Raw genomic sequence first — 22,503 nt, 5'->3', positions numbered from 1 at the left:
CCTGGACGGCGGACGGCGCGACGTAGGCGATGATCGCGAGGATCATCGCCGCCATCAGGCGCACGATTTGCCGGTCGGGGCTCATGAGGGCTGCTTACACCGTTTCCAGTGGCGGGACTATGTCGTCAGGGACGTGAATGCCGGCGTGCAGGTTTGGTTGCCGCGGCGGCGTTTCAAGGTGCCGCGGGCAACGGCTCGGCCGGGTAGCCGGCGGCCGTGATGGCCTGGGCGATGCGGTCGGCGAGGCCGCCGGCGCCCGAACCCGTCACGCGTTTGGCCCGCAGGTCGGCATTGACCCGAGCCCCGGACTCGACGCCGAGGACGGCGCGTGACGGCCTGGTCGCAGCCGCAACCCGGTTCCGAGACCCTGTATCGGGCCATGACGCTCTCCCCTCGGTGGCGTCCCGCTCAGATGGGGCTTCCCATAGTGGGAAGGTCAACAGGCTTTTCCGGGACAGGAGGTGAAAACCACAATTGATGGCTTTCCCTCGAAAAGACGCGCCACCCGAAGAAAGCCGCGCAAGCCGGGCTTTCCACCGAGTTCGCTGAGGCGTCGCATGAGCGCGGTCGCGCCGCCTGGCCAGGTCGGGGCCGAACCGGTCCAGCGATAGTCTCAGCCGCGCCCCTTGTCCTTCCGGTAATGGTCGCGAACGAGCTGACCCGGCGAGGGCTGCGCGACCATGGTGCCGCCGTACCCGGCTGCCTTGGCCAGGTTGATCGCATGATCTGCGCACTTGGCCGCGTATTCGCCTGCGCAAACCTCGTGGCCGTCCGTGTTCGTTGCGTAAACCAAGTAGGTGCGGTCGGGATTTGCCATGGTGTTTCGCCAGAATCGCAATCGACCGATTGTGAATCGAATCGAACGGTTTCGTCAAAATCGGATATCGGTCACGACGTGTATGACGGTCCGGGCGCAGCCGCCGCAGCCCATTTTCTCGACCCTGTAGCGGACCATGACGCCCTCCCGTCGGTGGCGTCCTACGCAGATGGGGCTTCCCCTGGTGGGAAGGTCAAGGGCCGCGGCGCCCGTCAGGCCGGCGCCCACACGGCAATCGTCGTCGCAGGCTCCTGGTGGCCGTGCCGGATGCCCTCCCAGCCGAGCCAGCCCGTGTAGAGGCCGACCAGGACGATCAGAGCCGCGGAGGCGTAGGGGGCCCGCCGGGCGAAGGCGTCGAAGCCCGACCAGCGGTTCGCCACGTGCCTCACGCTGAGCGCGGCCAGGATTCCGGCCGACACCATCGTGAGCGCCAGCCCGATGCTGAAGCACACGACGAGCGCTAAGCCGAGGCTGAACTGCTTGAGCTGGATGCAGAGCAGCAGCACCGTGATGGCGGCCGGGCACGGGATCAGGCCGCCCGTCAGGCCGAACAGCACGATCTGACCGGTGGTCACGGTGCGGCCCCCGAACCGTCGCCGGATGGCCTCGGCGTGCGCCCGGGCGTGTGCGTCGTCCTCGTCGCCCAGGTTCAGGTGGTCGTGTGCGTGGCCGTGCTCCTCGAACGCGACCTCGTGGATCTCCGCCCCGGCGGACCCATCGAGGTGCAGCCGTGCCCTGAAGGCATGCGGCTCCGGGATCTCCTCCATGCTCTCCAGGAAGTCGCCCCCACTCGCGAACGAGAATGCCTGGCGGGCACCGTCGGGTCGGACCGTCTCAAGGGTGACGCGCTGGGCCGGGGGCAGCACGCCCTTGACCCGGCTCAGGCGCCAGCGCGGCGGCACGCCGTCCTCGATGACCTCCAGCTGGAAGACGCCATCGCGGGCCATGATGCCGTGGCCCTCGGCGTCGTGGTGGTGGTCGTGGTGCTGCTCGCGCCAGGTGCGCCACGCCATCCAGAGCGCGATGCCGACGATGAGGACGGCCGAGGCGAGCTGGAAGTACGGCTCGGACGCCTCGCCGCCCCACGCCTGCCCCAGGTACTGGCCGCCGAGCGCGATCACCCAGACGACCGCCGTGTGCGAGAGCGTCGCCGCCAAGCCCAGCAGGACCGCCTGCAGGACGGTGCCGCGGACCGCGATGATGAAGGCGGCCATCATCGTCTTGGAGTGGCCGGGCTCCAGGCCGTGCAGGGCGCCGAGCAGGATCGCGCTCGGCACGAACAGCCAGGCGTGCGCGGTCCCCTGCTGCAGCAATTCGGGAAACGGGACCATGACGGGTCGCCCTCCTACTTCAGATAGGTCCGGACGACCTCGATGAGCTCGGCCGCGCCCTTGGCACGCTCCGGGTCGGGCTCGCGAGCGGGGTCGACGACGTGATGGCGGATGTGGTCCTCCATCAGCTCGGCGGTCAGCCCGTTGATGGCGCCCCGCATCGAGGCGACCAGCATCAGCACGTCGGTGCAGCCGATCTCCGCCTCCAGGGCGCGCTCGACGGCCTCGGCCTGCCCCTTGATCCGGCGCACGCGCGCCAGAAGCTTGGTCTTGTCCTTGACGGTGTGGGACATGGGTCGGCTCCCTTCGCTTCGTAATATAGGGGGCTACCCTATGTATGTCGAGCGAGAAGCCCGTTGCGGGCGAGGGAGGGCGTGCCGTGACGGAGAAGGATCCCTGCACCGGCGTCTGCCGGTTCGATGGCCGGTCGGGCTGGTGCGTCGGCTGCGGCCGGACCAGTTCGGAGATCAGGGCATGGCGTAAGATGACGCCCTGTCGGCGCACGGCGCTCGCGCGCGAATTGCCGCGCCGAGTCCGGCAGGCCAGCGGGGAGGGGGCCGCGCCCTGACCGAGCGCGCCGCCTTCGACGCGACCGACCACACTGCCCGCGTGAGCCTTGCCGATGACAGCGTTCCCGAAGGCGGGATGGTACGCTCCCATCCGGATGCGAAGGACGGGTATGCCGCGCCGATGCAGGTGATGGACGAGACCGGGACCGACCGAACCCTCCCTGCCTGACGCGGCCTGGATCGGGAACCGCATCCGGGCCTGGCGCGACGACCCGGGCGGCTCCCACCGGACCTGGTCCCTGTGGGAGGAGCGCATCGAGAACTTCCGCGCGATCCGACGCCGCCTCCAGGCCGTGGTCGAGGAGATCCGGGCCGACACCTTCGGCAACGCCTACCGCGGCTCGTGACTGGAGACGGGGGCCCACGCGATCGCAGAGCAGCGCCAGGTCTTCCACGGCGCCGACCACGCCTTCCTCTGGAAGCCGAAGCTGCGCATCCCGGACATCCACGAGGACGGCGCCAACCAGGTCGCCTTCGGGCGCTTCCTCGACGCCTGCCTGCGCGGCACCGCCGAGGCGCAGGTGCTCGCGGCCATCCAAGCGCTCGACCAGGCGGGGATCACGAGCCTCGGCCCGGCGGCGGCGAACCTGCTCTACTTCCTGCACCCGACCTGGGTGAGCCCGTTCAACACGGCCATCGTGAAGGGCTACAACGCGCTGACCGGGGCCAACGCGACACTCGGCAAGTGGGACGAGTCCCTCGCCATGGGCCCGGGGGATCGTCGCCCTCAACGCCAGCCACCGGACGCTCCTCTCGAACGATGACGGGGGCGTCGCCGGCTTCCTGTTCGACGTCGGGTCCGGCCGCTGCCCGAGCGCGACGGGGGCCGCGGCCCTGGCCCGCCGGCGGGCGGACCTCGACCGGGTGCGGGCGCAGGCCGCGAGCAAGGCGGACCACACCCACACCGAGATCCAGGGCTGGCTGCGGGACCTCGGCCTGGCCCTCGGCTTCGACGTCTGGATCGCCTCGAACGACGCCGGCCGTCCCTACGGCCCCGGCCGCCTGTCGGGCGGCTGCCTCAACCGCCTGCCCGAACGCCTGACCGCGAGCGGCTCGGCCGAGACGGTGCAACTCATCGACGTGCTCTGGCTGGGCAAGGCGGGCGGCGACGTCGCGGCGGCCTTCGAGGTCGCACGCACCACGAGCATCTATTCCGGCATCGTGCGCATGCTCGACCTCGCCCTCGGCGTCGAGGGCGGGACCGCGCGCAACTTCTTCCGGGTGGCTCGGGACAACCGCGGGGACGACGTGCGCGCCCAGTTCGCCGGGCCGGCGTTCTCGCGCGTGGGCGACCTCGACCCGCGTTACCTGCCCTCCAGCGAATTGCGCGGGACCCGCGAGGCCATTGCCCGCCCCGTCCGCATCGCACGATGACGCGGTGCGAGCCTATCCCTGAGGCATCTCGGGCCGCCGCCCGGCGGCAGACCGAGCCCATGGGCCGCCCCTTCCGGAAACCACGGAGGATAACCGGGAGCGAGAGCCCAAAGACTTCCCTCGTAAAACGCCCTTGACCCCGTACTACGGTACGGACCTTAGGCTCACGGGGCGTTGGTGATGCCGGGGCAGCACATGCGGGATCCGACCATCGGGAAGGCGGCGCGGGAGGCCGGCGTCGGCGTCGAGACCATCCGGTTCTACGAGCGCCAGGGCTTGATCGCGCAGCCGGCCAAGGGGGCCGGCTATCGGACCTACCCGCCCGAGGTGATCGCCCGCATCCGCTTCATCCGGCAGGCCCAGAGGATCGGGTTCTCCCTCAAGGAGGCGCAGGAGCTCCTCGCCCTGCGCGCCGACCCGCAGGCCGACTGCGGCGACGTGCGGGCCCGGGCCCGGCACAAGATCGCCGAGGTGGACGCGAGGATCGCCGAACTCCTGCGCGTCCGCGCCGCCCTGGAGGCCGTGGTCGCCTCGTGCCCGGGCCACGGCGGGCTGGGTGGCTGCACCATCCTGGAAGCCCTCGACGAGGCACCGCCGGCACCGGCGGCGTGCCGATGCGGCGCGCCGAGAAAGAGGAAGACGCCATGAGGACGGTCACCCTGAAGGTCGAAGGCTGGCGGTGCGCCGCCTGCTCCGCCTCGGTCGGCTCTCTGTTGGAGGCTCATCCCGGCGTCCGCGGCATCGACGTCTCCTTCGACGAGGGACGCGTCCGCGCCCTCTACGACCCGGCGACCACCAGCGAGGACCGCCTCGTCGAGCTGATCGAGAAGCGCGGCTTCCAGGTCGTGGCCCGTACTTCGGCCTGATCCGGCCGGCTGGACATTCCTGGAGACGGACCGATGGCCGCAGCAACCCTCGACACCGACTTTTCCCTGTGGAGCGAGGAGCCGGCGAGCCGGCCCGACCGGGCGCGCATCCGTGCCCGGATCGGCGGCCTGCACTGCTCGCTCTGCACCGGAACCATCGAGAAGGCTCTGGGCAGCCAGCCCGGCGTCGACAAGGTGGCGGTCAGCCTGACCCACGAGCAGGCCCTCGTCGAGTACGACCCGGCGGTCGCGCGGCCGGCGGCGCTGCTGGGGATCCTGCGCGACATCGGCTACACCATCTCCGACCCGCGCAAGGTCCGGCCCTACGAGGAGGAGGAGCGCGATCTCGTGCGCGAGAGCCGCCGCTTCGTCGTGGCGGTCGCCCTGAGCGTCGCCTCCATTCCCATCATCGCGGATCCCACCCTCGGCTGGATCGGCTTCCTACCCGCCCTGGTCTGCCTCAGCCTCGGCGCGATGGTCTTCCTCGTCCTGCGGAAGACCAGCCTCCTCGCCGCGGCCGCCAGCACCACCGGTCTCGCAGTCCTGGCACTCGGCCTGCTCTACCTGAACCTCCAGGGCTACCTAACGGCCTCCGCTCCCTGGCTCGTCGCCGCGCTCGCGGTCGTGCTCGTCTTCGGGGTTGGGCGCCACATCCTGCACATGGCCGTCCAGGCCCTCCGCCGCGGCATCCTGAACCAGCACGTGCTGCTGGAAATCGGCGCCTTCGCGGGCATGCTCGGCGGCGTCATCGGGCTGGTTCTCGACCGGCCGGACTACCCGACGGCCCCGTTCTTCGCCGTCTCGGTCATGGTCGCGACCTACCACATCTTCTCCGAGTGGCTGTCCCTCATCGTCAAGACGCGCAGCTCCCAGGCCGTGAAGCGGCTCCTCGACCTCCAGCCGGAGACCGCCCGCGTGGTCCGGGACGGCCAGGAGCGGGATGTGCCGCTGGACGCGGTCGCAGTCGGCGACCTCGTCCGCATCCGCCCCGGGGAGCGCGTGCCCGTCGACGGCACGGTCGCGGGCGGCCGCTCCGCCGTCGACCAGGCCCTCGTCACCGGCGAGCCGATCCCGGTCGAGCGCGCGGAGGGCGACGCCGTCATCGGCGGCTCGATCAACGGCACCGGCACCCTGCTGGTGCGGGTAACCGCGGTGGGGGCCGGCAGCTTCCTGCAGAAGGTGGTGCGCGAGGTCGAGGACGCCCGCGCCCTCAAGCCTGGCCTGCTCCACCTCGTCGACCGCGTCCTGCAGGTCTACACCCCGACCGTGCTCGCGGTGGCCGCGCTGGCCTTCGTCGGCTGGCTCGCCGGTTCGTGGTTGGCGGGCGGCGAACCCGACATCGAGCGGGCCGTGTTCGCGGGCTTGAGCGTCCTGGTCATGGGCTATCCCTGCGCCGTCGGGATCTCGGCACCGCTCTCCATCGTGCGGGGGTCCGGCGAAGCCGCCGAGCACGGCATCCTGATGCGGACCGGCGAGGCCTTCCAGGGCTATCGCCTCGTTGACACCGTCGTCTTCGATAAGACCGGGACCCTCACCGAGGGCCGGCCCGCGGTCCGCGAGGTCGAGGCGTTCTCCGGGAGCGAGGCCGATCTCGTCGCCGTTGCCGCCGCGGCCGAGGCCTCGTCCGAGCACCCGCTCGCGCAGGCGGTGGTCAAGGCCGCGTTCGCTCGCGGCGCCGTGCCCCCGGACGTGACCTCGTTCGAGGCCGTCCCGGGCAAGGGCATCGTCGCCCAGACCGAGGCGGGCAACGTCCTGGTCGGCAGCCCGGCCTTCCTCGCCGGCCACGGCATCGATCTCGCGCCCGCTTCAGCGCGCATCCTGACCCTGGAGGGGGCCGGGCGCACCGTCATCGTGGTCAGCCGGGACCATCGCCTGCTGGGTCTGCTCGCGCTCGACGACAGCCTGCGGTCCGACGCGGCGCAGGCGGTCGCGGCCTTGCGGGCTGAGGGCGTGAGGACGGTCCTGCTCACCGGTGACAACGAGCGGGCCGCCCGCCGGATTGCCGCCGAGGCGGGCATCGACGAGGTCCACGCGGGGGTGATGCCCGACGGCAAGGCGGAGACCGTGCGGCGCCTCCAGGCGACGGCCAAGGTCGCGATGGTCGGCGACGGCATCAACGACGCGCCCGCCCTGATGCAGGCCGATGTCGGCATCGCCATGGGCGGGGGCACCGACATCGCCATCGAGGCCGCCGACATCATCATCCTGTCGAACCGCCTGGCCGCGCTGCCGCTCGCCCGCCGCATCAGCCGGCGCAGCTACGCCAAGATGCTCCAGAACGTCTGGCTCGCCTTCGCCTTCAACGGCCTCGGCATCCCGATCGCCGCGACCGGCCTCATCAACCCGATCTGGGCCATGGTCGCCATGGCGGTGAGCGTCACCGCGATCTTCCTCAATTCCCTCTGGGGCCAGCCCGGACTGTTCCTGGGGGCGATCACGAGCGTCGGCAGCCTGCCCGGGACGAACGGGCTCGCCATCGAAGGAGGTCGGCGATGAGGTTCCTGATTTCTTCGAGCGGGGCGGCCGCACTGGCAGCTCTCCTCCTGGGACCGGTGGGGCCTGTTCGGGCCCAAGAGGACACGCCGGCCACGTCACGCCGCGGCTCCGATCTGAAGGTCGCGACCCTCCCGGTGGAAGGCATGGTCTGCCTCTCCTGCGCCGCCTCGATCAAGCGTGCGGTCCGGAAGGTGGACGGGGTGACCGACGCGGAGATCGATTTCGTCGGCCGCACGCTCCGCGTCACCTACGCCGCCGGCCGACCCCTCCTGCTCGGTCGCGTGCGGACGGCCGTCGCGGGCCTCGGCTACACCCCCGGTCCTCCCGTGGTGGCGCCGTGACGCTCGAACATCTCGTCCGGCCCCTGGCGACCGGCGCCGGCGGGCCGGCCGCCCTCTGGATCGCGTTCCTTGCCGGGGTCCTGGCCAGCGCGGTCTGCCCCTGCACCCTGCCGGTCGGGCTCGGCTTGGCCAGCGTCGCCGGGGCCTCGGAGGCGGGGTCCCGCCGCGCCGGCCTGCAGGTGGCCGGGTCCTTCTTCGCCGGAATCGTCCTGAGCCTCGCCGCCCTCGGCTCCGCGGTGGGACATCTCGGCGCGCTCGCGACGGAGGCGTTCGGCCGGAGCTGGGCCCTGCTCATGGCCGGCGTCTCGCTCGCGGCGGCGCTGCTCGCCTTCTGGTGGCCGCGCCTGCGCACCCGAGCGCTGACGGCCTGGCGCCACCCCGGCCTGCTCGGCGCCTTCGCCTACGGCGTGGTGTTCAGCGTCGGCACCTCGGCCGCGCCGCTGTTGCTGCTGCTCACGGTGGCGGCCGCGGAGGGTCGGGACGGGCGCGGCGTCGTCCTCGCCCTCGCCTTCGGCCTCGGTCGGGGCCTGCCCTTCCTCGCCGCCGGTGCGGCCGGGAGCGCGGTCACCCGCCTGGCCCGCCTCGGCGTCTGGGGCCGAGCCCTGCAGCTCCTCAGCGGCGCCGCCCTCCTACTGGTCAGCGCCTACTACGCGCGGGTCTACGCGGACCTGCTCTGAACCCCGGAGACCTCATGAGCGACGAAACCGCCTTTCTGACGGAGGTCACCCTCTCCGTGCCAACCATGTTATGCGACGGCTGCGCCGAGACGGTCCGTGACCTGCTGATGGCCATTCCGGGTGTCCGGCAGGCGAGGGCCAGCGCCTGGCGTAAGCACGTCGCCGTTCGCTTCGAGCCGTCCCGCGTCGGACCCGCGGAGATCCGGTCGGCGCTCGCCAATGGCGGGTTCGACGGCGCCGAGGTACAGGCATGATCCCCGGAACGGCGGAACCCGCGGAGGCTGACCGCGAGCGCCTCCTCCGCGTGCTCGCGGCAGCGGCGTTCGTGATCTTCTTTCAGGCGTTCATGGTCGCGCCGGTCCTGCCGCAGTTGGCGCAGGGGTTCGGCGTCTTGCCCGAGCGTGTCGGGCTCATCGTTCCGGCCTATTTGATTCCGTACGGCGCGGCGACGCTGGTCTACGGGCTGCTGGCGGACCGCCTCGGCGTCTGGCGCGTCATGGCGGGTTCCCTGGCCGCCTTCGCTGCGCTGACGGCCCTGACAGCCACGGCGAGCTCGGTCGGGCAACTCGCCACGTGGCGCTTCCTGACCGGCCTGGGGGCGAGCGGGGTCGTCCCCCTCGGCCTCGTTCTCGTGGGCCGGCTCTTCCCCTACGAACGACGCGGGCGCCCCTTGGGATGGCTGTTCGGCGCCATGGCCGGCGGCATGGCTTTCGGGTCGACCTTCGGCGCCCTGCTCGAACCGGTCGCCGGATGGCGCGGCCTCTTCCTGACCGTCGGCGCCGCCGGGGGCGCGCTCCTGCTCGTCCTTGCGCCGTCACGGGGGATCATCCCGGGCGCCACGGCGATCGGGACACGGCTGCCCGACCTGTTCCGCGGCTATCGCGACCTCCTGCTCATCCCACGCGGACGCCGCACCTATAGCTTCGTCCTGCTCAACTCGATGTTCCACTCCGGCGTGTTCACCTGGCTCGGCCTGTACTTCGAGCAGCGATACGGGCTCGGTCCCGTCGGGGTCGGCCTTGCGCTCCTCGGCTACGGCATCCCGGGCTTCCTCCTGGGGCCTGTCATCGGCCGCATCGCGGACCGGCGAGGGCGCGGCCGCCTGCTCCCGGTCGGGCTGCTCCTGGGGGCCTTCGCGGCGGCAGCTCTGACCCTCGACGCGCCGCTTCTCCTGGCTGCGGCGGCGGTAACGGTCCTGTCGCTCGGCTACGACATGACCCAGCCGCTGCTCGCCGGCGTCGTCACCGCGCTCGGGGGCCAACGTCCGGGGCAGGCCATGGGGCTCAACGTCTGCCTGCTGTTCACCGGGTTCGGGCTGGGAAGCCTGCTCTTCGGCGGATTGCTCCGCTTCGGGTTCGGGACGACGCTCGCGCTGTTCGCGGCGGCGGAACTGGCGCTGGCCGCAACTGCCGTGCGTCTCTTCAGGCCCGAGACGCCGTCCGTCGAAGGAGGACGCCCCTGAGCACGCCAACACCCGAATTCGAGGAGGATACCCTCGACACCGTCATCCTCTCCGCATTCCGGCAGGCGCGCCGCGAGGGACATCGCGACGCGGCCGAGCACCTCATGCGCGCCCTGGAGGCCCTCGCCGGCGCGGCCGACCCGTCGTCGGCATCGGCCTGCGTGGCCGAGGCATGCCTTGGCTTCGCGGACGAGCAGGGCACGGGACGCGCTTCCCCGACGTATGGAAGTCGATCGAGGCAGCCGCATTGAGCCTCGACGGTCCGTTCTCGTCCCGGGGCGGCAGGGTCTCTGAGGCGGAACGCGTCGGAGCGGAGCCGTGCCCCGCATTCGACACCTCTTAAGGCCGGGACGGCCCACCAGCCCAGTTTGAGGTGACCGCGGACGGCCCAACCGGCGCCGGCGGGCCGCTCGGGTGCACCGAGTCCCGCTGCGCAAGCGGAGCAGGAGCGTACCGTGCAGGAGGGCCCCGGTGCAGAGCCCCTGGAAGCGCTGGAGCGGCTCCGCCATCCTCGCTGCCGCTGCGCCGTACACGCGCTGGTTTGCCAAGCCGCGGACCTGCGCGAGCGTCGGGGACTCTCGGCCGGGCGAGGCGAAGCCCCAGGGGCGGGTGTCGCGGCCTCGTCGACGATCAGCGACGTGGACGTGCCTGTCACGAAGGCGGCGCCGCGGGACTCCGTCCGGCTGCGACGGCGCAGCCGGGTGCAAGCCACGCCCCCGCTCTCCGAGGCCGCCTGCCTTCACCTGCTCGTCGAGAACGCAGCCGTTCAGAGCATGTATCCGATGTCGGATGCTCCGGTTGGGTAGGCGAACATCGTCGTTTTCAGGTCTTCGGCCGTGAGACCATGCCGGATCGCCAGGCCGAAGATGTTGATGACCTCATCGACGTGGGGGCCGACCAAGTGCGCACCGAGCACGCGGTCGGTGTCCTCGTCGACCAGAACCTTGAAGCCGTAGGTGGGCTCGGCGACGCGCCGGGCCGTGTACCAGCCGGACACCCTCTGGCTCCGCAGGCGGAACCTCAAGTTCCTCTGCCGCGCCTCTGCCTCGCTCAGCCCGACGCTCGCGATCGGGGGGATAGTGAAGGCGACGCTCGGGACGCCGCGATAGTCAGGCCGGTACTGATTGCCCTCGATCATGTTCCGCACGGCAACCTTGGCGTCGTGGCTCGATACCGGCGTGAGGGGCGGCCCCGTCCGGGCGGCGTCGCCTGCGGCGTAGACGGCAGGGTTCGATGGGCTCTGCAGGAACGCGTTGAGCCTGAGATGCCCGCGCTCGTCCCGCGCGACGCCGGCGGCATCGAGCTGCAGCGGCTCCAGATCCGGGATTCGGCCCGCGGCGTGGACCACGAGGTCGGCCTCCATCGCCTCCTCGGCGCCGGTCTCGGACCGCGTCAGGACCGTGTACCCGTGCCCCGCCTTCTCGACCCGCACGACGGCGCGCCGCGTCCGCACGTCGATCCCCGCCTCGTGGAAGCTCTCCATGAGCCAACCGACGAGCTCGGGGTCGAACTGGGTCAGGAGGCGCTCGCCACGCTGCAGGATCGCGACGCTCGCGCCCGCCCGGGCCGCGATGTGCGAGAACTCGGCCGCGATGTAGCCACCCCCGACCAGGATGATACGAGGCGGGAGCTCCTCAAGCTCCAGGAACTCCTCGTTGGTGACGAGGTGCTCGGCGCCGGGAAAGGGGAGCGGCGCTGGGCGGGCTCCGGCCGCGATCAGGATGTGCCGCGCCTCGCAAACGCCCTCGCCCGCGATCGCGACCGCGTTCCGACCCACGAAGCGGGCTTGGCCGTGAAAGGCGTCGATGCCCTTCCCGGCGTAGTTCCTCGCCTGCTTCTCCGGGATCGGGGCCGTGAAGGTGCGCTTGAACGCCATGAGCTCCGGCCAGGACATCCGAGCCTCGGGCGCGACCACCCCGCGGGTGCGCATGCGGCGGATGTCGTCCATCACCTGGGCGCCGGTCACCAGCATCTTCTTGGGGTCGCATCCGCGCAGGGCGCAGGTGCCGCCGAAGGGCCGGAAGTCGGTCACTGCGACCTTACGGCCGGCGGCCGAGGCCCGATTGCTCGCGACCATGGCCGCCGTGCCACTGCCGATGATGATCAAGTCGTAGCTTCCAGCCATCTCGTTCACCCAGACTTGCGAGGGATGTCCTGCTCACCGGCAGCTCCTCTTCGGTCGCGAGCCCTGCCGGGACGGCCCGCATTGCGCGCGCAGGTGGCGCAGCACCGTCGGAGGTGTCAGCCGAAGCCGACCCGCCCGAGCGCTGCAAGGGCACCTGCGGCCGCCGGTTCGTACGGAGCCACGGAGGCCAGTGGCACGTCGGACGGAAGATGGATGGATGGGCAAGCCACAGCGGACGAGGGCAAGCGCGGCGAAGGCGAGGAAGGTGGCGACTCCCGCGCTCGCGCCGGTTCCGGGATATTGCCCACCTCACGCGAAGGGCCGCGAGCGGACAGCATGGAACCTCCCCGAACAGGTCGGCAGCCAGACAGGCGCAAGCGGGCCCCGGCTCGGCTTGGTGCCTCGGACGAGCCCGCGTCTGACCCGACCGGCGACAGAAGATGGGCCGATGGCCGCACGCACGATGGTCAACAAACCTGGAGCAGCTTCAGGTTTCCGCCGGGCCGGAAGTTTCTTCGGTTCCGTATCGGCCAGAGGTGAATGCGAAGTTCGGTCTGGATTGTCGAACAGGCTCGGCGGCGTCTGCCCGCGAACCTATCGGCCGGCCTCGGAGGGTGCCGGTTTGAGCGCGCTCGCTGCTGGCGGTCACGTGTGGAGCAGGCCGTCGGCCACCTGAGGCGGCGGGAAGCCGCCGGCCGCGTGCCCGAAGCATACGGCCGGCGGATGCAGGCGTCACGAGTCCTCGTCCTGGAACAGCGTCTCCATGATCGGACAGTCGGGTACGAGGCCGCCGATACAGGCCGCGGTCATGTCCTTCAGGACGCGCTCCATCCGCCGGAGGTCGGCGATCTTCGCCCGCACCGCGATCAGTTGGCGGTCGGCGACGCCCTGGACTTCCCCGCAGGTGACCGCGTGGCGGTCGACGAGCGTCAGCAGCGCCCGGATGTCCTCGACGCTGAACCCGAGCTCGCGGGCCCGGCGGATGAAGGTCAACCTCTGCCGGTGAGCTCGATCGTAGATCCGCTGGTTCCCGGCCGTCCGGGGCGGTGCCGGCAGGAGCTTGACCTTCTCGTAATACCGGATCGTCTCGATGTTGACGCCGGTTCCCTCAGAAAGCGCCCCGATGGTCAGGGCAGCGCGTCCGCGCGACGCAGGAACGATGCCCATGCAAATCTCCTTGAACCTGTAGTCGCTACAGATGCTAGCCCCTCCAAGGTGGGAGGGAAAGCCGTGTTGAAATTCTCCTTGATTGCCCGCGTCCCCCAGGCCTTGCGCAGGCATGCCCGGAGTGTGATCGACGAAATCTCGCGCTTCCGCCTCCGGCCGCTGCGCCTCGGGAGCCTTCCGGTCGTCCTGGCCCTGACCGGCCCGGCGCACGCCGGCGACGTGGGGCTCTTCGCGCTCCCGATCCCCGACAGCTACCCGGAAAGCGTGGCCGTCGGACCCGGTGGCACCATCTGGTTCACGGAGAAGCAGGGCAACAGGATCGGGCGGCTCGCTCCCGACGGCGAACTGACCGAATACCCCATCCCGACCCAAGACAGCCGCCCACAGGCGATCGTGGCCGGTCCGGACGGCGCCCTGTGGTTCACGCAGAACCGCGGCAACAAGATCGGGCGCATCACGCCTGCGGGCGTGATCACGGAATATCCGGTCCCGACGCCCGAGAGCTACCCGTTCGGCCTCACGACGGGGCCCGACGGTGCCCTGTGGTTCACGCTGTCGGGCACGAACCGGATCGGCCGCATCACGGCCGAGGGGAGGATGAGCGAGTTCAGCCTCGCCAAGACCCTGACGCCTTACGGCATCACGCTCGGGCCCGACGGCAATCTCTGGTTCACGGGCTTCAACAGCAACACGGTCGGCCGGATCACACCGGCCGGCCAGGTTGCGGAGTTCCCGCTGCCGACCCCAGATAGCGCCCCGCAAAATATCGTTTCCGGTCCGGACGGCGCCCTGTGGTTCACCGAGGCTGCGGCGGATGCCATCGGTCGGATCACGACAGACGGCAGCGTGACCGAGTTTACGCTCGCATCGTGCGCGCCTGGTTCCGTTTCCGAGGACGGCCACCCTGCCCGTTGTACGGGCACGAGGTCTCCCTGCGGCATCGCGGCCAGCAGCGACGCGCTGTGGGTGACGCAGCATTGTGGCGGACGGCTCAGCCGTCTGTCCCCGGGCGGACGGCTCAGCGAGATCGGTCTGGGCGGCCTCAAGGCACCGAACGGGATCGCAGTCGATCCGGACGGCGCCGTCTGGTTCGCCCTCGCCCGCTCGAACGGGATCGGGCGTCACCGGCCCGAGGGCGGCAACCGGTGAGCGACTCTCGGGTCTTCGCCGGGTCGTGGACGGGGCCGCAGGTCCGCCGGCGGCGACCCGGCACGGGCAAGACCGAGGGCGACGCATGTTCCACTCTGGCGAGACCATCGCCCGCGAGGAATGCGCCGCGCTATTGCCACGCTTCGGCGGCGCCGGGCTGCTTCCGGCCGTTGCCACCGACGCGGGCTCCGGCGCCGTCCTGATGCTGGCCTGGATGAAGGCCGCCGCGCTCCACAGGAGCATCGAGACCGGTGAGGCGTGGTTCTGGAGCCGGTCCCGGCAGCGCCTCTGGCACAGGGGCGCGACGAGCGGGCAGGTCCAACACGTCCAGGAGATCCGGGTGGACTGCGGCCAGGACGCGATCTGGCTGAGGGTTCGCCTGGCCGGTCGAGCAGGGTCCTGTCACACCGGCCGCTCCAGCTGCTTCTACCGTCGCGTGGTGACCGGGCCGGACGGGCCGATCCCTCATCCTGGACCCGATCCCACCGGGGCAGCCCGCAGAGCCGTCCCGAGGCCGGAGCGAGGAACACGTGAACGGCCCAAATCAGCGCTTGCACCTGTAGTCGCTACAGGTTGCACAATCCGGACATCGAAAGGATCCCACATGGACAAGTTGGTTGGCACGGCTCCATGCGAGAGCACGGTCGCACCGCGCAGCGAGGCCGAAGGGGACGGGCAGAGGATCGCTGCCGTCGGCGGCATCCTCGCCGCGCTCGGAGCCTCCTCCTGCTGCATCCTGCCCCTCGCACTCTTCAGCCTCGGCGTCAGCGGGGCCTGGATCGGCAACCTGACCGCGCTCGCGCGCTACCAGCCCGTCTTCATCGCCGCGGCGGTGGCGTTCCTTGGCTTCGGGTTCTGGCGGGCCTACCGCCGGCCGGCGGCCTGCGCGGATGCCGGCGCGTGCGCGCGGCCCGGCTCGGGCCGTCTCGCCAGGATCGGGCTGTGGATTGCCGCCGCACTCGTCCTGGCGGCCGTGACCTTCCCCTACACCGCCCCCCTGTTCGTCTGACCCTCACCGTCCTTACCCAGGAGATCACTATGAAGATCTTGCTTCGCGCCCTCATCGCCGGATCGGTCCTGGCGCCGGCCGGTGGCGCCTTCGCCGCCCCGCGCACGGCCATTCTCGACGTCCAGAACGTGAGCTGCGTCACCTGCGCGCCCATCGTCAAGAAGACGTTGTCGCGCCTCGACGGGGTGACCCAGGTCACGGTCGTCGAACGTGGCGGCACGGCCACGGCCACCGTGACCTTCGACGACGACAAGGTCACGGCCGAGGCCCTGTCCGGGGCGGCCACCAACGCCGGGTACCCGTCCTCCGTGAAGGAGGTGAGGAACGCGGCCGCCGACATCACCGGCAGCCCCGCTCAGGCGCGCTGACGAGGCCCGGGACATCATTCTGGCGACCGCCATCTCCTTCGAGCCGGCGCCTGCCCGGCCGCGCCCTGGCGCGCGACGCCCATCCCGGTGGCCGTCCCAGGATCGGGCGGTCTCGCGGCCGGGGCCACCGGGGCCGACGGTGTCCCGGTCCCGCCAATCCTCGTCCTGGGCAGCTCAGCCGGGATCAAGCCCGATCGGTTCAACACCTCCACGCGTCCGGCGGCATCCGAGTGCCGCGGCGCGGACGAACACACACGGAAGCTGAGATCATGAGCGATTGCTGCAGCACCCCGCGCGGGAACAACGGCAGCGGCCCCTACGACCTCGTCGTCGTCGGCGCCGGTTCGGCCGGGTTCTCGGCCGCGATCACGGCCGCCGAGCAGGGCGCACAGGTCGCCCTCATCGGGCACGGCACGTTGGGCGGCAGCTGCGTGAACGTGGGCTGCGTCCCCTCGAAGGCCCTGATCCGGGCCGCGGAGACCGTGCACCATGCCAACACCGCGGGCGGCCGGTTCGCGGGCATCCAGGCCCAGGCTCGGGTGACCGACTGGCGCGCCCAGGTCGCCCAGAAGGACGCCCTGGTGCAGGGCCTGCGCCAGGCGAAGTACGCGGACCTCCTGCCGGCCTACAACAACGTGTCCTACCACGAGGGTCGCGCGCGCCTCGTCGCCGGCGGGGTCGAGGCAGGGGGCCGGCATTTCGCGGCGAATCGCATCCTCATCGCCACGGGCACGCGCCCGGCCATGCCGAACATTCCCGGCCTTGCCGACGCCTCGCCCCTCGACAGCACCGCGGCGCTTGCCCTCACCGAACTTCCGCGCTCGATGATCGTCCTCGGCGGCGGCTACATCGGCGCGGAGCTTGCGCAGACCTTCGCGCGGGTCGGGGTCGCCGTGACGCTCGTCTGCCGCAGCCGGCTCCTGCCCGCGGCGGAGCCGGAGATCGGGGAGGCCCTCGCCGGCTATCTGGCCGGCGAAGGCATCGCCGTTCTGGGCGGCCTGTCCTACGAGGCCGTGGACAGGACGGAGGGTGGCGTGAGCCTTACGTTCTGGCGGGACGGCCGCCGGGAGACCGTCACGGCCAAGCGGATCCTGGCGGCGACCGGGCGCACCGCGAATACCGAGGACCTCGGTCTCGCCGACGCGGGTGTCGCCCAGACGCCGACGGGCGCCATCGTGGTCGACGACCGCATGCGCACCTCGAAGCCGGGCATCTACGCTGCCGGCGACGTCACCGGGAAGGACCAGTTCGTCTACATGGCGGCCTACGGCGCGAAACTGGCCGCCAAGAACGCCCTCAACGGCGACAGCCTGCGCTACGACAACAGGGCGATGCCGGCCGTGGTGTTCACCGACCCTCAGGTCGGAAGCGTCGGCCTCACCGAGGTGCAGGCCCGGGCGGCCGGGTACGACGTGCGCACCTCGGTGCTCACGCTCGACAACGTGCCCCGCGCGCTCGCGGCGCGCGACACGCGCGGGCTGATCAAGCTCGTGGCGGATCGCGCGACCCGGCAGCTGTTGGGAGCGCATATCCTGGCCCCCGAGGGCGCGGACAGCATCCAGACGGCGGCGATGGCCATCCGCGGCGGGCTGACCATCGACGCGCTCGCGGAGACGATCTTCCCATACCTGACCACCGTCGAGGGTCTCAAGCTCGCGGCCCAGACCTTCGACAGGGACGTCAGGAAATTGTCCTGCTGCGCCGGTTAACCGGGATGCCCAGGATCCGCAGGGGGATGTCTTCCGACCTGCAGGCGAGACCGCAGCGTTCTGCCGTCGAGATCAGGCCGGGCGTGCTCCGCCCGGAATGGTCGGCCGCTGTCTCGCCTGGCGCGCGGGCCGCGCTCGCCCGGCGACGGCTGCGCGGTCCAGCTTGATCGAGGCGTAAGCGCGTCCGCTGGAGGCCGATGAGGATCGGCTCTGGCGCGCCGTCCGCCGCCTCTACGCGGCACGGGGACGTCCACCCTGGCGCCATCGCCGCCACGGTGGGCGTCGCCGAGGATCATGCGCGAGCCCGCCTGGGACGCTTGCGGCGGCGGGACCTGATCGGCCTGGAGCCCGCGACGGCGGTCATCCGGTACGCGTACCCGTTCTCACGCGTCGCGACAGGCCACCGGGCCTTGCTCGGTGGGCAGTCCCTCAATGCCCTCTGCGCCATCGATGCCGCCATCGCAAGGAGAGGGGAGAACCGTGGCAGACCGGGCGGTCTCCGGCGGGTTAAGTCGGCCGGAACGCCTGCACCACGGCCGGATCCGTCTCGATACGCGCTGCCCCGATCAGGTCCAGGCAATACGGGATGGCCGGGAATACGGCGAGCAGGCTGACGCGGATGGACGAGGGACGCCCGGGACAGTTCACGATCAGCGCCTTGCCGCGCAGGCCCGCCGTCTGCCGCGACAGGATGGCGGTCGGCACCTGATCCAGGCCGCGCCGCCGCATCAGTTCGCCGAAGCCGGGCATCATCCTGTCGCAGGCGGCCTCGGTACCCTCGGGGGTGAGGTCGCGGGGCGCCGGCCCCGTCCCGCCGGTGGTCAGGACCAGGTCACAGTGCGCGTCGTCCACGAGCCGGATCAGGGCGTCACGCACGCTCTCGACGCCGTCCGGCACGGTGCGCGCGACCGCCTCCCAGGGAGAGGCGAGGATTTCCGCCAGGACGGCATGCATGGCCGGCCCGCTCGCGTCCGCGTAGCCGCCTGAGCTCGCACGGTCCGAGACCGTCAGAATGCCGATCCGCGCCGGGCGGGCCGATGGGGTCATGAGAGGCCGTCTCCAAACTTCAGGTGCGGCAGAGCCTCGTCACGCAGGCGAGCCGCTGGTCGGGCGCGAGGGTACCGCTCCATGGCTCCGGTGCTTCCGTCCGCGTGAACGGCGCCGCCCCTGCGGTATCACCGTCGCCGTCGTTGAACGTGACATCGCGTTTCGGGATCTCCGCATAGGACGGCCTGACACCCCAGGATCGCGCGGCCGGGGTGTGCCGGCGCGCCGCCCGAGCCAGGCGCTTGCCAGACATATCAGCACATGGCAATATGATGAGATGATCGGTACCGCAAGCCCCTCGGTCGGGGCCGGTCGGAAGGAGCCATTCGGCACTCATGATCCCGTTTCGCCTCGCCCTCATCGGGTTGCTCGCCTCCGCTCCGGCCGTCGCTCAGGGTCAGTCCGGCATCCTGAGCGCGGAGCAGCGGCCGGCCATCGAAGCGGTCATCAGGGAGTATCTGCTGAAGAACCCGGACGTGGTTCAGGAGGCCTTGACCGAGCTTGAGCGCCGCCAGCAGGAGGCGCAGAAGGCGACACAAGCTGTCGCACTGCGCGAAGCGCGCGGTAAGCTGGTCAACTCCGCAAACGATTACGTTATCGGCAATCCGGCCGGCGACGTCACGCTCGTGGAGTTTTTCGATTACAATTGCCCGTACTGTCGAAAGGCGAGAAGCGATGTGGACGCCCTGGTCAAGAGCGATCCGAAGCTGCGGGTGGTCCTCAAGGAGTTCCCGGTTCTCGGGGCGGCCTCGACCGACGCCAGCCGCGTCGCAATCGCCGCGAAGCGGGGACTGCCCGCAGGCAAGCTCCGAGAGTTCCATGACAAGCTGATGGAAACGCGAGGCCGCGCCGATGGGGAACGCGCCCTCGCGGTCGCCAAGGACTTCGGGCTCGATCCCGGGAAGCTGCGGAAGGACATGCAGGACGAGGCGGTCGCGACCGTGCTCCGGGAGAATGCCGCCCTGGCCGACCAGCTCGGCATAACGGGGACCCCGGCGTTCGTCCTCAACGACGGCATCATCGCGGGCGCGGTGGGCGTCGAAGCGCTGCAGCGGGCCATCGCGAACATCCGCGAATGCGACAGGGCTTCGTGCTGACCGTCATGCATCCCAGCGCCCGCCAGGCCCCATTCCGCAGACCGGGCGAGCCGCATCCAAGCATCTGCCGAGGAAGCGAATTGCGATGAACCGACGCGGAGCACTTCGGCTGCTGTTGATAGCCTCGGCCTCGGCAACCGTGAAGCCGGCCCTTGCACAAAACGTATCGGCCCGGGAACTCGCCGAGGCGGGGCCGCTCGGGGATGTCGTGCTCGGGTCGCCGGACGCCAGGGTGACGATTGTCGAATACGCGTCCCTGACATGCGGCCATTGTGCGGCATTTCACCGAGAGACGTACCCGGAGCTGAAGCGGCGCTACATCGACACGGGGAAGGTGCGCTTCATCCTGCGCGAGTTTCCGCTGGACCCCCTGGCGACCGCCGGATTCATGCTGGCCCGCTGCAAGGGCCATGCAAGCTATTACCCGGTCACCGATCTACTCTTCGATCATCAGAAGGACTGGGCTTTCACTGCCAAGCCCCTGGACGATCTGCAGGCGATCCTGCGGCAAGCTGGGTTTCAACAAGAAAAATTCGAGTCCTGCCTCAAAGATCAGAAGTTATACGCGTCGGTCAGCGCCGTGAGGCGGCGCGCCACCGAGACCTTCAAGGTGAGTTCAACGCCGACTTTTTTCATCAACGGACAAAGGTACGCTGGGAACCTTTCGATGGAGGACATCGAAAAAATCATCGCCCCCATGCTCGGTTCCTGAGGGGGCGAACCCGTCCGGGCGCTCGTCCCCACCCCTCCGCACGGTTTCGTGAATGGCCCCGAATACCCCTGCCCGCCGCATCGGCGCCCAGAAACACGCGGGTGTGACGCACCGCACGGCGACACCGGATCCGAGCGCCCGGCCGCGGGACCTGCGCGACCCGGGCGGCGCGGTCGCGCTGCGCTTGCCGGAAGCAGGGCCGGCCGGCACCGCACGGGGTGTCGCCCCGATACCGGCCCCGCGCGCGGAGGCCGAGCCATGCTGAGCGAACGACCGGGCCACGACGCCGCCGACGCCCCGGCATGCGGGTGCGGCGACGGCTGCGGCGCCGTTTCGGCCGCGCGCGACCCTGCGCTGCAGAACACGATGGCCAGCTTCTCGGCCGGTCTGCTCGCCGCCTTCGGCGCGACCCTGGGGGCTGTCGTCGGGTTCGTGGTCTTCGCCGAATGGTCCGGTCTCCTGGACCGGCTGTCCGGGTTTGTCGCATGGCCGCTCTGGCTCGCGGCGGTCCTCCTCGGCGGCTACCCGATCTTCCGTTCCGTCCTGCGCGCCGCGTTCAGGCGGCGGGTGACCTCGCACACCCTCATGACGGTCGGCCTCGGCGCCGCCGTGCTCACGGGCGCTTGGCCGGCCGCGATCATCGTCGTGTTCTTCATGCGGCTCGCCGATTACGTCGAGCATTTCACCGCCGAGCGCGCACGCCGCGCCGTCAGGGAGTTGACCAGCCTCGCTCCCGAAAAAGCCCGGGTCGAGCGCCACGGGTCCGAGATCGAAGTGCCGGTCGCCGAGGTGCGGATCGGCGAGACCGTGGTCGTGCGCCCGGGCGAGAAGGTTCCCGTCGACGGCGAGGTCATCGCCGGACAGGCCACCGTGAACCAGGCCTCGATCACCGGCGAGTCGATGCCGGTCGAAGCGGGCCCCGGCGCGCGCGTCTTCGCGGCGAGCTTCGCTCAACTCGGCGCCCTGCGTGTCCGAGCGACCGCCATCGGCGTCGACACGACCTTCGGCCGGGTCATCAAGATGGTCGAGGAGGCCGACCGACACCGCGCCGACGTGCAGCGCATCGCGGACACGTTCGCGACCTGGTACTTGCCCGTCGTCATCGCCGTCGCGACCGCCACCTTCTTCGTGAGTGGAAACGCGCTCGCGACCGCGGCGGTGCTGATGGTGGCCTGCTCCTGTTCGTTCGCGCTGGCCACGCCCGTCGCCATGATCGCGTCGATCGGCAGCGCCGCCCGGCGCGGTCTCCTGATCAAGGGTGGGCGCTACCTGGAGGCTCTCGCCAGGGCCGACGTGGTGCTGCTCGACAAGACCGGCACGCTGACGTTCGGCCGGCCTCGGATCACGGACGTCGTGCCGTTCGATGGATCGGGCGCTCCGGGCGAGGAGCGGTTGCTGAGGATGGCGGCGGGCGCGGAACGCTACTCCGAACATCCCCTGGCCGAGGCGGTGCGAGCGGCGGCGGCCGAACGCCAGCTCTGTCCGGCTGAGCCCGAGCACTTCGAGGCCATGCCCGGCCACGGCGTGCGGGCGCGTATCGCGGGCGCGACGGTCACCGTGGGCGGCAGACGCCTGCTGCCGGAAGGATTTAACATACCGCCGCGGATGGCCGATCTGGAAGCGGCGGGCAAGACGCTCGTGGTCGTGGCCTGCGATGGCAGCCCTGTCGGGGTTCTGGCGGCGACGGACACCGAGCGGCCCGCGGTGCCGGCCGCCCTCGCCGCGCTGCGGGCGCTCGGCATCCGGCATTTCGAGCTGGTGACGGGCGACAACGCTCGCACCGCCGCTGCGCTCGCCGGACCGCTCGGCCTGGGTTACCGCGCCGACCTGTTGCCGGAGGAGAAGATCGCGGTCGTCAAGGAGTACCAGAGCCGCGGGCACGTCGTCGTGATGATCGGCGACGGCGTCAACGACGCACCGGCGCTGGCCCAGGCCGACGTCGGCATCGCGATGGGCGCCGCGGGCAGCGGCGTCGCCCTGGAGGCCTCGCATGTCGCGCTCATGCGCGAGGATTGGACCCTCGTGCCCGAGGTGGTCCGCATCGCGCGGCGCACCATGAGGGCCGTGCGGTTCAACCTCGGCTTCACGGTCGTCTACAACCTGACCGGCCTCAGCCTCGCGGCGTCCGGCCTCCTGCCGCCGACGCTGGCAGCCGCCGCGCGCCGGACCTCGGACGTAAGAGGCGGG

22 protein-coding genes and 2 pseudogenes are annotated in these 22,503 nt (G+C 70.8%); 18 read left to right on the top strand and 6 right to left on the bottom strand.

Going from position 1 to position 22,503, the window contains the following annotated elements:
- On the top strand, positions 1-220 hold a 220-nt coding region (locus tag AX737_RS35155), incomplete at its 5' end, for a hypothetical protein (protein ID WP_210173144.1).
- Between the two features lie 393 nt (positions 221-613).
- On the opposite strand, the gene AX737_RS29630 is transcribed toward AX737_RS35155, so the two are convergent.
- The 3 genes from AX737_RS29630 to AX737_RS29620 form a co-directional block, all read right to left on the bottom strand.
- Entirely contained in the window at positions 614-817 is a 204-nt protein-coding gene (locus AX737_RS29630) for a hypothetical protein (protein ID WP_009865907.1), read from the bottom strand.
- A 212-nt stretch (positions 818-1,029) separates the two neighbouring features.
- Positions 1,030-2,148 carry a nickel/cobalt efflux transporter gene (locus tag AX737_RS29625; RefSeq protein ID WP_066927594.1) on the bottom strand — a complete coding sequence of 373 codons (1,119 nt, stop codon included), beginning with the start codon at positions 2,146-2,148 and terminating at the stop codon, positions 1,030-1,032.
- A 14-nt stretch (positions 2,149-2,162) separates the two neighbouring features.
- Positions 2,163-2,441, bottom strand: a complete 279-nt coding sequence (locus AX737_RS29620) for a metal/formaldehyde-sensitive transcriptional repressor (RefSeq protein WP_009866592.1) — start codon at positions 2,439-2,441, stop codon at positions 2,163-2,165.
- A 44-nt stretch (positions 2,442-2,485) separates the two neighbouring features.
- Here AX737_RS29620 and AX737_RS32735 point away from each other — a divergent pair, with 44 nt between their 5' ends.
- The 9 genes and pseudogenes from AX737_RS32735 to AX737_RS29580 all read left to right on the top strand — a co-directional run bounded on the left by AX737_RS32735 (position 2,486) and on the right by AX737_RS29580 (position 9,933).
- Positions 2,486-2,716 carry a DUF1289 domain-containing protein gene (locus AX737_RS32735; protein ID WP_012752952.1) on the top strand — a complete coding sequence of 77 codons (231 nt, stop codon included), beginning with the start codon at positions 2,486-2,488 and terminating at the stop codon, positions 2,714-2,716.
- Between the two features lie 162 nt (positions 2,717-2,878).
- A pseudogene (locus tag AX737_RS38485) lies at positions 2,879-4,091 on the top strand (type II restriction endonuclease).
- 195 nt (positions 4,092-4,286) lie between these two features.
- The gene (locus tag AX737_RS29610) at positions 4,287-4,739 is read left to right on the top strand and encodes a MerR family DNA-binding protein (protein WP_009866299.1); all 453 of its coding nucleotides are present in this window, start codon (positions 4,287-4,289) and stop codon (positions 4,737-4,739) included.
- A complete protein-coding gene (locus AX737_RS29605) occupies positions 4,736-4,957 on the top strand; it encodes a heavy metal-associated domain-containing protein (protein ID WP_043766175.1) in 222 nt (73 codons plus the stop codon). Before AX737_RS29610 ends, AX737_RS29605 begins: the two co-directional genes overlap by 4 nt.
- A gap of 33 nt (positions 4,958-4,990) precedes the next feature.
- Positions 4,991-7,453, top strand: a complete 2,463-nt coding sequence (locus AX737_RS29600; RefSeq protein WP_012752954.1) for a cation-translocating P-type ATPase — start codon at positions 4,991-4,993, stop codon at positions 7,451-7,453.
- On the top strand, positions 7,450-7,794 hold the full coding sequence (locus tag AX737_RS32730) for a heavy metal-associated domain-containing protein (protein WP_012752955.1): 345 nt from the start codon (positions 7,450-7,452) through the stop codon (positions 7,792-7,794). The genes AX737_RS29600 and AX737_RS32730 overlap by 4 nt, the downstream gene beginning before the upstream one ends.
- Positions 7,791-8,471 carry a cytochrome c biogenesis protein CcdA gene (locus AX737_RS29590; protein ID WP_009866213.1) on the top strand — a complete coding sequence of 227 codons (681 nt, stop codon included), beginning with the start codon at positions 7,791-7,793 and terminating at the stop codon, positions 8,469-8,471. The genes AX737_RS32730 and AX737_RS29590 overlap by 4 nt, the downstream gene beginning before the upstream one ends.
- Before the next feature lie 14 nt (positions 8,472-8,485).
- Positions 8,486-8,725, top strand: coding sequence for a heavy-metal-associated domain-containing protein (locus tag AX737_RS29585; protein WP_012752956.1), 240 nt, complete (start codon positions 8,486-8,488; stop codon positions 8,723-8,725).
- Positions 8,722-9,933 (top strand): MFS transporter, encoded by a 1,212-nt coding sequence (locus AX737_RS29580; RefSeq protein ID WP_012752957.1) that lies wholly within the window; start codon positions 8,722-8,724, stop codon positions 9,931-9,933. Before AX737_RS29585 ends, AX737_RS29580 begins: the two co-directional genes overlap by 4 nt.
- A gap of 766 nt (positions 9,934-10,699) precedes the next feature.
- Here the strand turns inward: AX737_RS29580 and AX737_RS29575 are convergent.
- Both AX737_RS29575 and AX737_RS29570 read right to left on the bottom strand, forming a co-directional pair.
- Complete coding sequence (locus tag AX737_RS29575) at positions 10,700-12,058, bottom strand: NAD(P)/FAD-dependent oxidoreductase (protein ID WP_012752959.1); 1,359 nt, start codon at positions 12,056-12,058, stop codon at positions 10,700-10,702.
- 732 nt (positions 12,059-12,790) lie between these two features.
- The gene (locus AX737_RS29570; protein ID WP_012752960.1) at positions 12,791-13,225 is read right to left on the bottom strand and encodes a helix-turn-helix domain-containing protein; all 435 of its coding nucleotides are present in this window, start codon (positions 13,223-13,225) and stop codon (positions 12,791-12,793) included.
- A 63-nt stretch (positions 13,226-13,288) separates the two neighbouring features.
- Between AX737_RS29570 and AX737_RS29565 the strand changes: the two genes are divergently transcribed.
- The 5 genes and pseudogenes from AX737_RS29565 to merA all read left to right on the top strand — a co-directional run bounded on the left by AX737_RS29565 (position 13,289) and on the right by merA (position 17,460).
- Positions 13,289-14,374 (top strand): hypothetical protein, encoded by a 1,086-nt coding sequence (locus AX737_RS29565; RefSeq protein ID WP_012752961.1) that lies wholly within the window; start codon positions 13,289-13,291, stop codon positions 14,372-14,374.
- An 85-nt stretch (positions 14,375-14,459) separates the two neighbouring features.
- Positions 14,460-14,813: pseudogene (gene hisI / locus AX737_RS32725) on the top strand (phosphoribosyl-AMP cyclohydrolase); the annotation flags it as partial.
- Positions 14,814-14,978: 165 nt separating this feature from the next.
- Complete coding sequence (locus AX737_RS29560) at positions 14,979-15,383, top strand: mercuric transporter MerT family protein (RefSeq protein ID WP_009865694.1); 405 nt, start codon at positions 14,979-14,981, stop codon at positions 15,381-15,383.
- Positions 15,384-15,412: 29 nt separating this feature from the next.
- Entirely contained in the window at positions 15,413-15,751 is a 339-nt protein-coding gene (locus AX737_RS29555) for a cation transporter (protein WP_012752962.1), read from the top strand.
- 269 nt (positions 15,752-16,020) lie between these two features.
- On the top strand, positions 16,021-17,460 hold the full coding sequence (gene merA, locus AX737_RS29550) for a mercury(II) reductase (protein ID WP_066927588.1): 1,440 nt from the start codon (positions 16,021-16,023) through the stop codon (positions 17,458-17,460).
- A 507-nt stretch (positions 17,461-17,967) separates the two neighbouring features.
- Here merA and mog read toward each other — a convergent pair.
- Entirely contained in the window at positions 17,968-18,507 is a 540-nt protein-coding gene (gene mog, locus AX737_RS29545) for a molybdopterin adenylyltransferase (RefSeq protein WP_009864996.1), read from the bottom strand.
- A gap of 335 nt (positions 18,508-18,842) precedes the next feature.
- Here mog and AX737_RS29540 point away from each other — a divergent pair, with 335 nt between their 5' ends.
- From AX737_RS29540 to AX737_RS29530, 3 genes are all read left to right on the top strand, one after another.
- Positions 18,843-19,604, top strand: coding sequence for a DsbA family protein (locus AX737_RS29540; RefSeq protein ID WP_012752965.1), 762 nt, complete (start codon positions 18,843-18,845; stop codon positions 19,602-19,604).
- Positions 19,605-19,689: 85 nt separating this feature from the next.
- On the top strand, positions 19,690-20,316 hold the full coding sequence (locus tag AX737_RS29535; RefSeq protein ID WP_012752966.1) for a DsbA family protein: 627 nt from the start codon (positions 19,690-19,692) through the stop codon (positions 20,314-20,316).
- Positions 20,317-20,574: 258 nt separating this feature from the next.
- Positions 20,575-22,503 (top strand): cation-translocating P-type ATPase (locus AX737_RS29530; RefSeq protein ID WP_066927585.1); only part of this gene is annotated, 1,929 nt, incomplete at its 3' end.

This window comes from Methylobacterium sp. CCH5-D2 (assembly GCF_001556475.1).
Taxonomy (GTDB): Bacteria; Pseudomonadota; Alphaproteobacteria; order Rhizobiales; family Beijerinckiaceae; genus Methylobacterium; species Methylobacterium hispanicum.
The sequence above is the reverse complement of the archived record's forward strand: the minus strand, read 5'-3'. Positions and strand labels throughout refer to the sequence as shown.